The organism is Arcicella lustrica (genome assembly GCF_034930985.1).
Classification (GTDB): Bacteria; Bacteroidota; Bacteroidia; order Cytophagales; family Spirosomataceae; genus Arcicella; species Arcicella lustrica.
The window spans coordinates 320,110-330,107 of record NZ_JAYGIM010000006.1; the positions used below are offsets into that span (position 1 = coordinate 320,110).

The following is a 9,998-nucleotide window of genomic DNA, read 5'->3' on the forward strand; positions in this document are numbered from 1 at the left end:
TTACTAATTGACGCTAAACGAATAATTGCCAGAACTTACTTCTACAATCAATTGATTGTCTTCTGTTTTTACAAATTTGATTCCTTCAAGTCCTACAATTTTCTTTCCTCCTTCTCTTACTTTATCTAAAGAATTGGCAGGCAAGTAAACTAAAGATTTAGTATTGGCAGGAATACTGATATTCCATTGAAATTTGTTTCCGTCTTTTTTCCAATCTGATTTTATCGTTCCGTACATGGAATGATAAGATGCTTTTCCTGCATTTAAGCCATCAATCATTTCTGGTTTCATGATGATTTTCTTAAAAGCTACAGCATCTTTTGCAGATTTAATGCCTGCAATATTTTCATAATACCAAATAATCAAATCGCCCAAAAGCATAACATGATTTCCAGAATTCATTTCTGGATTGGCTTTATCTCCATTCCAAAGCTCCCAAATGGTTGTTGCACCATTTTCAGCCATATAACCCCAACTTGGATAATCACGATTTGAAGCAATTTTATAGGCAATATCTGCACGACCATTTTGGCTTAAACCACGCATTAACCATTGCGTTCCAATTACTCCAGTGCTGATGTGCCCTTTATTATCGACCAAAATCTTGTTGACAATATTATTCCAAACTTTTGTTTTTTCATTGGCAGGAATCATTTCATACACCAAAGGCAAAAGATTGGCGGTAACCGTTCCGTTACTGTATTCTCCTTTTTGAGTATTCAGGAATTTTTGATTGAAAGCCTTTTTAATATCCTCAGCAACTTTTGAATATACTTTTACATCTTCAGGCTTGTTCAATAAATGGGCAAATTTTTGCATTAATTCTAAAAGCCTCACATAAGTTGCAGAAGCTAACAAAATGCCATCCGTTTGTAAAGCTGGGTCTTTTGCATGAATTAATTCTAAAGATTCTGGCGGAACGCACCAATCGCCATACTTATCTTTGGTAATCAAGCCATTAACCAAGTATTTTTCTTGCATATAATCTATCCATTTTTTCATGGAAGGATAATGCTTTTTAATGGTTTCTTTATCGCCAAATTGATGATACAACATATCAGCAATGGTGATATAAGTACCTGGCCAAGTAACATTATCGCCATAATATCGCCAAAAAGCTGGCGCAACATCTGGAATACTTCCATCTGGTTTTTGCGCTTGTTCAATATCATTCAACCATTTTGAGTAAAGACGCACATTGTCGAAAATAAAGCTTTCGCCATAAGCTCCTGTAGTTCTATCTCCCAACCACGGCTGACGCTCATTTCTTTGAGGACAGTCAACGGGCATTCCTTTATAATTACTTCTGATGCCCCAATAAGCATTTTTATAGATTTGATTAATGGTTTTATCAGTGGTTTCAAATTCACCAATTGTTGCCATATCGTCATAAACTACTCTTCCATCAAAATCCTCAATCGTTGGAACAGTCGGGAAACCTGTAATTTCTACATATCTAAACCCATGATATACAAATGAAGGCTCCCAAATTTCTTGTCCTTCTCCTTTTAACGTATAAACATCAGTGACTTTAGCATCCCTTAAATTTCTGACGAACAATTCTCCAGTATTTTGTAAAGTTTCGGCGAAACGTAAAGTAACTTTATCTCCTTTTTTACCTTTTACTTTCAACCTCAACCAGCCAGCCATATTTTGCCCCATGTCCAAAATATAAGTATTCGCTTTCAAGTTTTTAATCGACACAGGTTTGATGGTTTCCATTACTTTCATGTTTTCCGTCATCTGTGCTTCAAACATTCCTCCAGCTTCTTGCACCAATTGAGCTTTTAGCCAATTACTATCGGAAAAACCAACTTTATTCCAGTTAGGCATTTCTTTGGTCGCATTGTACTCTTCACCATCATATTCATTGTTGGTTCTGATAGGTCCATCGGCAGTTACTTTCCAACTTTCATCGGTAGAAATCGTTTCTTTTGTGCCATCTATGTATTCAACATCCAAATTCAACAACATTTTCGGATAACCAAAAGTCTTGATTTTGTAGGGTTTATAATCTTGACGCATCGTATAAAAACGTCCATTTCCCAACACTGTTCCGATGGCATTATTACCCGTTTGCAACAATTTTGTCACGTCGAAAGTATTGTACTTCACTCCTTTTGTATAATCCGTTGGCACAGGTGCTAATACTTGGTCGCCTACTTTTTGACCATTCAAATACAATTCGTACATGCCCAAGCCCACGATATAAACCGTTGCTTGTTTAATGGTCTTTTTTGCTTGAAATTCTTTTCTGAAATACCTTGCTGAAAGTCTTGAAAATTGTGTTTCATTATCCCATTCAAAAGAGCGGTCTAGTCCAATCCATCTGCCTTTCCAATCTACATAATTCAGTAAACCGATACTCCAAAAAGCATTTCCCGACCAAGCAGATTCACCTTTATTCGTCCAGATTTTTACTTTCCAAAAAGCTCTTCTTTTACTTTTTAGAGTCATTCCAGCGTATTTTACATGGATAGATTCATCAGTATTTACTTTTCCAGAATTCCATAAATCTGCTTCATTATTGGCTAATTTTTCTGGACTAGAAGCCACCAATATTTGATAGGCAATTTGCTGAACATTTCGTTGTGGACTAATAATTTCCCAACTTAAACGTGGTTTTACTACATCAATTCCTTCTGGATTCACGAGCATTTCGCAACGTAAATTTTGTAATTGAATGCCCGCCTCTTGCTTATTAAACGAAGCAAAAAGTATGGTAGCAACAAAAAGGAAGATGTGTTTTGTAATTTTCATTCTTTTATAATCAATTGATATAAATCTTGTGATTCTATTGGTAAACATAGAGCGATTTATAATTTTTTATCTATTTGTAAAAGCTTATAACCTGACTTTTTGATAATTTCTCAAACAAAAAGTCATACTTTTTGTAGAATTTTTAATCAGATTTGCACATTTAAGTGACCTATTATAAAACACTAAAAATTATTATTCGTGTTAAATATCTGAACATCAGTTATTTTAAATTAAAAACCCCATTCACAACTCATCATTCACAATTCATAACTTTCTACTTATTTCCAACAAAATCAAAATACAAAACCAACTCTTTGGCTCTGGCTGGTTCTTTTTCGTAATCGTAATAAATATTCTTCATGCCCATTGGTCCAGAGTTTTCGGTTTTATTGGTTTTCGAACCGATTCCTGCAATACCCTGTAGAAATGAAATATCTCCATTCGGGAAATTAATTTGATAATTTTTGTAAGGATCTTGTTTAAACGCTGGCGTAAACAAACGGAAGAAAATATCTTCATTTTCGGTAACCACCGTAAAAGCTTGTTCTTTTCCAATAAATTTACACCAATACATATTTGAATGATAACCCTTAAATTCTGGATAGAGAAAAGGTATTTCTCCTGTTTCCGTAGTGTTATACTCTTTTTGCCAAATCCCAAATTGATTTCCTTTCATTCTATTTTTCCAAACTCTGAAAGGGCCATTTCCCATGTATTCAACACCTTTTATTTGGTTTTCAGGAAATGAAAAATTTACTCCAAAAAAAGTGGTAAAGTAATCTCCAGGGAAATAATTCACCTTCATTTTTACCCAACCTGATGGATAAATTGTCCATTCCAAAGTATTGTAGCTATTTTTTCTATCGAAAGTAGAAGTAATAATTACATTTCCGTTTTCAATACGTTGCGAGAAATTTTTGAAATTAGTCGCTCCTTCTTGTACAATTGGACCATTATTGAAAGGAATTACTCCTTTTTCGTTCTGTACTTTTTGTAAAAGCCCCGTGAATTTGTTGATTGAAATCTGCAAGTTCTTTACAGAAATGGTATAGAGTGAATCTACCATTGTAATCTTCACTTCATCATTTCCACTTTTCTTGACAATACTTTCTGCAATTTTATTTGGCAAAGAAATCTTAAAACTCCAAGTAAAAATTTCTTGTTTGTTCGCATCTTTGGCAGTTACATACAACACATCATAAGCTTGCCAATCTGTTGGAAGTGACAATTTGATACTCCCTTTTTCATTCGGCTTAATATTAGGAGAAACAACAGAACCCGATTTTTCTAAAAGGTTTTTGTTCCCAAATTGTTTCAATTTCCACGGAAAAGTACATTCGTTAATATTGGTAAACGAATAACGATTTTCAATATTCAAGACTCCATCAAAATCAGAAGTGATTTCTTTGGCTTCAAATTTTATCGGACTCCAAACTTCCTTAATCGTAAAATAACTTCCCTCTTTTTCACGATATGGGCCAACAATTCCATCCGCTGCATGATTTCCGTCTGTATCTAATACTCCATTTTTATCCGTTCTTACGATTCCTTGATCGACAAAATCCCAGAGAAAACCGCCAGCAGACAAAGGACTCACCCACATTTTTTCCCAGTAATCTTCTAAACCTGCACCGTGACCGCCATCGTACATTCCATGTAAAAATTCCGTTGGCATTACGATATTGTGTCCATTGTCGTAATTCCCAATTCCATAATTATATTCACGATAATGTTGGGTATCAAAACCTGCAAATGCTTCCCAAGCGTGAATTACAGGACGTTTTTGAATATCTTCTTGCGGAAAAATTGAGTCTAATTCATAATTATGACCGCCTTCATTGCCATTTATCCAGAAAATTACCGAAGGATGATTTTCATCATGCACCATTAATTCTTTCAATAATTTTGTACCCGTTGGCGTATCATAATTGCCGTGCCAACCTGCCAATTCATCCATCACATACAAACCTAAAGAATCACAAACCTCCAAAAAGTGGTCATCTGGCGGATAATGCGACATCCTCACAGCATTCATGTTCATGTCTTTCATCAATTTTACATCCAAAAGACTAATTTCTTTACTGGTTGTTCTACCAGAAGTTGGCCAAAAAGAATGGCGATTTACGCCTTTGAATTTTATCTTTTTGCCATTTACATAAACGCCATCTCTTTGTTTGACCAATACTGAGCGGAAACCAAATTTCTTTTCAATCGAATGAATTACTTTATTATTTTCCGCCAAAGTAACGATTACTTTATAACGATTTGGTTTTTCGGACGACCATAATAATGGCGAGTTTACTTGCGATTTTAATCCTATAATTTCATCCGCTTTACTTACTTTTTGATGTATTGGCGTACCAACTTTCTTTCCATCAAGCGTATAAATTTGGGCTGAAATTAGTTGTGAAGCTTTGGCGTTTTTTAAATAAACATTGGCTTTAAAAACTCCTTTGGCATCAGCGTCCAAAGCGACTCTTTCAATATGTTGCGTCGGTAAAGCTTCTAAGTAAACAGGGCGAAAAATGCCTCCAAATATCCAAAAATCGCCTTTTCGCTCTGCTTCATTTACAGAAGCATTGGCTGAATGTTTGGCAACAGTTACTTCCAGCAAATTATTTTCACCAACATTTACAAGTGACGTAATGTCATAACGAAAAGCATAATAAGCCCCTTCATGCGTAGCTCCAGCCGATTTTCCGTTGATTTTCACTTCGGTATCAGTCATCACGCCTTCAAAAACGATATTGATAGTTTTGCCTTTCCAAGTATTTGGTACTTTAAAAGTATGTCTGTACAAACCTTTTTCTTTTCCTCTTGAACTATCTTTCGAAAAACCATAATTGTACTTTCCAAAACCTTGTAATTCCCAGTTCGAAGGCACAGGAATACTTGTCCATTTTCCTGAATTATTGCCCCCAGTACAGAAAAAATCCCAGTTAACGGTTTTGTCATTTCCTGTTCCAGACAAATACAGTTTTTGAGTCTCTTGGGCTTTCACAAACCAAGAAATCAGGCAAAGAAATATGATTAAAAAATTACGCTTCATTATAAATTTGTTCTAAAAGGTCGGGCTGGTAAGCCTTCTTGATTAAATAAGTTAGGTTGTGCGGCTTCGTCCCAAGCAAAACGAATTTTGACTGGTTTGGAAATTTGTGGTGACGACAGTATGACTTTGTTATCTTTCAAAGTCGCTTCGGCATTTACAAAATTTCCGTCTTCACCAGCAATCTGAAAGTCGCTCAATTTTTTTCCGTCTTTGCTGATTAGTCCTGTTCCGATTTCGTCAAAAGTTACCTGGATTTCATTCCCTTTTACTTTTGCTTTTTTAAAGATTGGACCAGAAGCAACAATATTTTTCATGTCGTAATCCTGATTCAAAGCGACAAGAGCCAAACGTCTTCCAATTTCCCATTTATAAGCTGGATGAATATCTCTAATACTATCGACCAAATCTGTCGTAATAATCATTCCAGTATTCGGAAGTTTCAACACATTCGTTTGCGCTTCTCTGAATTCAGGCAAAGTTTCCTTCGTCAATACCAATTTTCCTTTTGCATCCGAATAATTATGCGGTGCAATTTGCACAAAATTGAAAGCCAATTTTGTATCGCCCCAAGCTTTTCGCCAACTGTTAATTAAGGTTGTTAATTTCTGTGTATATTCAGTTGTTTCTTTCAAAAAGCAATTGGTTTCGCCTTGATACCACAAAAAACCTTTCAGCGCAAAAGGTACAAGTGGCTTAATCATTGGCGTATAAAATTTGGCTGGTTCACCTTCTACTTTTTGACCTTTGAAGTAAGCCGATTCTGCAAAGGCTTCTTCCGAAATCCACGGCTCAATTCTACTTCCCGGAATGGCTGAAGAAATCATTCCGATAGGAATATTTAGATTTTTGTGTAATTCTTTCGCAAAAAAATATGCTGCTGCAGAAAATGAACGCAAGGCAGAATCTTTGGCGATACTCCAACCACGATGCAATGAATCGGGTTTGATTAATTCTTTCCGATTCACTAAAAAAATACGGATTTGTGGGTTTATAGCGAATTCCAATTCATCGACAGGATTTTCAGTGGCTATATTCGGTCTTTTTACTTTGCTATTTTTGCGCATGGTATATTCCATGTTCGACTGCCCCGAACATAGCCATACTTCACCCACTAAAATATGCTCAAGTTTGATAACATTTTTTCCTGAAATAGTCATTTCTGCTTCTGTAGAAGACGCCTTCAAAGGTTTTAAGACAATCGTCCATTTTCCATTTTCATCTGCAAAAGCAGTTTTTTCCTGTCCTGCAAATTGTACACTTACTCTTTCGCCCACAGAAGCTTTTCCCCAAATGGTAATTGGTTTATTTTGTTGCAAAACCATGTTGTGTCCCAAAATTCTAGGCAACACAATTTGTGCTTGGACTTTGAGCGAAAGCAAACAAAAAAGGAAAAATATGATACTCTTTTTGGACATTTTAATAAGGACTCGTTTTAAATGATTTGATGATATAAACCGCTTCTTTGTCTAATTCTCCAGCATTTTTCAAATCAAAGTTTTGGTCGGTTGGTGTATCTGCATCAGGGAAACGACGAATTTCTCCCGTTCTGAAGGTTACTCTTTTGAAAGAAGCAACAGGTGCAAAAAAGAGTTTTGTACCTTTACTTTGTCCGTTGACAAAAATGTTAAACATGCGTTTATGGCGGTCTAATTCAATGCGAACGTTGTACTCTTTTCCTGCTTCGTACTTCATAATGCCAGAATTTCTGTAGCCTACTTTTGCTTTAAAAGCAGAGTCTGCATCAAAAATTAATCTTACAGCCGTTGTTCCTTTTCCATCCTGAAAATCAATGTGTAATAAACCTCTGTCTGATTGTTGCGGAATAATAGTAAATTCAACCGCTACTTTTTTTGATTCAGGAATTACTCTTTCTGCTTTGGCAAAATCAAATTTATCTTTATCTCTCAGCACCAAAGCTTTCGTTCCATCAGCGATTTTTTCAATTGCCACAGGAGCATAAATTGGACTGAAAATATTCCAATACTTTAGCTCTTCACCATTTTTCATTTGTGCAAAAACTTCATTCGGATGGCTTTTTACTTCGTCACTTACTGGTACAGGTACTTTACTTACCCAAAGGTCTTCTTTGTTCATGCTATAAGTAAGCCACATATTTCCATCAGGCACAACGCCATTTCCTTCAATAATTCCACGGACATATTGTGGACCGTAAGACTTAAAATTTCCGCCATAACGCATGGTAGAAATTTCTCCATTTACCAATAATAAATTGGTGTAATTCAAACCATCTTTGCTGGTTGAAATTGCCAATGGCCAACGAAATTCTGAAGGATTATAAACCGTTGCATACTTTCCATCCGAGGTTTTTTGTCCCCAAATTTTTGCATTGCTATTCACAAAACCCGGCGCTCTTAAAGGATTATATTGCCAAGTTTTTCCTTCATCATTACTGATAGAAGTCAGAGCGTGTTTCCATAAACCAACCACTCTATTATCGGGCAAATGATAATAACTAAAAGCTTTTGCTTCTCTTTTTAGTGGAATTAAAGGGTCGTTTCGGTCGGCTTCTTCTACCCATTGTTGCATCATCAAAGGCGTTGCTAAAAGTTCGTCGCAAGCTTCGATAAAGCCTTTGTCTTTACTTGTGGTGTAAAAAGGGTAAGCAGATTTACTTTTATCCCAAGAAGTATTATTTCTGATAAAATAAATTTCGCCATATTTCCCGTCAGCATAAATTTCTCTTACTACTCTTCCTATTCCCTTTCCATCATTTGGGTCGTCTTTGGCATCCATCGCAATGCCATAATATGCTAAAGTCAACAAGCGTTTTTTCTTCGATACAAAAAAGCCCATACGTTGGTGCATTACCGCATATAAATCTTTGGCAATGCCTTGATAGCCTTCTTTTTTCCAGCCGTCAGGAATTTTGTATGGTGGAAAAATAACGGTAGGATTCGACCAATGATAACCATCTTTTGAAGTCAACAAAAGTGTTTGTCCGGGAGGAATATGCTCGCCAACAGGGTCGCTGAGGTATTGCAAGTAAAAAGTATTATTCCAATAAGCCAACATTGGCGCATGATTGTATGTCCAATTACTCCCTCCTGCTAATGCAGGATTTTCTCTATTTGCATGAAAAACCTGAATATTATGCACTCCCACCGCAGGACTCAATTGTCCGTGATGATAATCAACATTTGAAAGTGTTTCGCCAGTATAACGCACCGTATCTTGAGCATTTGCAGTGGCAAAACTCAAGATAAGCGACAAAGAAGAAAGTATATATTTTAAATGGTTCATGCTTGATTATTTCTTTGATTGAATCTCTTGCTGAATAGCTTTTAAGATTCGTTTTTTTACTTTAAAAATTGTTCCGTGCTTGTGTCCTTCTGGAACTGACGTTTGTGCTGACACTTCTGTGAAATTCTTAAAATCAGCCGTTTTCATCGAACCATAAGTTTTATCTTGATAGGAATCATAATAAATCAACCAATCTTTGCCTACTTTTTCAACACTTGGACCTTCTGTAAAATTTTTCGTAAATGGTGCTGAAACGTTTGTAAAAGGACCAATCGCACTTTCGCCAAAAGCTACTTTGATATTCCTATTCGGTCGAGTATTATCTTTTAAAACCAAGACATAATCTTTTGCTTTTCGTTTCACAATCACTGCATCAATTACACTGAAATTGGGATCGATTAACAGTTTCGTAGGCGAAAAGCTTTTAAAATCTGTAGTCGTTGTATAATACATTCGATGATTATTGTCTTCTGCCTCCAAAGCTTTTGGAAAACGAAAAGGAATGCAAGAAGCCCAAATAATGACAAATTGTTTTGTTTCATCATCGTAAAATAATTCTGGCGCCCAAACATTCACCGTAGTGGATTCATGTTCCATCACAGGAATCATTTTTTGTTCAGACCAATGAATCAAATCTTTTGAACTCGCATAACCAAAACCTTTATCGCCTTTCCAGCTACTTGTCCAAACCAAATGAAAAGTTCCGTCAGGTCCTTGTACAATCGAAGGGTCACGCATTACTTTTTGATTACCGACATTGGGTTTCAAAAAAACATGATTTAAGTCTTTCCATTGATAGCCATTTTCACTGTATAAAAATCTTAGTCCGTCGGTTGCGGGTTCGTGAAATGAACTAAACATATATACTTCTTTCGAACAAGCGCTTAATAAAAGCGTAATTAATAATATTCCGAATAAACGTTCCATT

The 9,998-nt window shown here is 35.9% G+C and carries 5 protein-coding genes; all 5 read right to left on the reverse strand.

Annotated elements, in window-relative coordinates; all coding sequences use genetic code 11:
- Positions 1–3: 3 nt before the first annotated feature.
- Positions 4–2,760: an alpha-L-rhamnosidase gene (locus VB798_RS09070; protein ID WP_323258118.1), complete on the reverse strand. Its 2,757-nt coding sequence runs from the start codon at positions 2,758–2,760 to the stop codon at positions 4–6.
- 274 nt (positions 2,761–3,034) lie between these two features.
- Positions 3,035–5,809 (reverse strand): glycoside hydrolase family 2 protein, encoded by a 2,775-nt coding sequence (locus VB798_RS09075; protein WP_323258120.1) that lies wholly within the window; start codon positions 5,807–5,809, stop codon positions 3,035–3,037.
- On the reverse strand, positions 5,809–7,131 hold the full coding sequence (locus VB798_RS09080; protein ID WP_323258122.1) for a sialate O-acetylesterase: 1,323 nt from the start codon (positions 7,129–7,131) through the stop codon (positions 5,809–5,811). Before VB798_RS09080 ends, VB798_RS09075 begins: the two co-directional genes overlap by 1 nt.
- Positions 7,132–7,225: 94 nt before the next feature.
- The gene (locus VB798_RS09085) at positions 7,226–9,070 is read right to left on the reverse strand and encodes an exo-alpha-sialidase (RefSeq protein ID WP_323258124.1); all 1,845 of its coding nucleotides are present in this window, start codon (positions 9,068–9,070) and stop codon (positions 7,226–7,228) included.
- Positions 9,071–9,076: 6 nt separating this feature from the next.
- Complete coding sequence (locus VB798_RS09090) at positions 9,077–9,997, reverse strand: glycoside hydrolase family 43 protein (RefSeq protein WP_323258126.1); 921 nt, start codon at positions 9,995–9,997, stop codon at positions 9,077–9,079.
- Position 9,998: the final 1 nt, after the last annotated feature.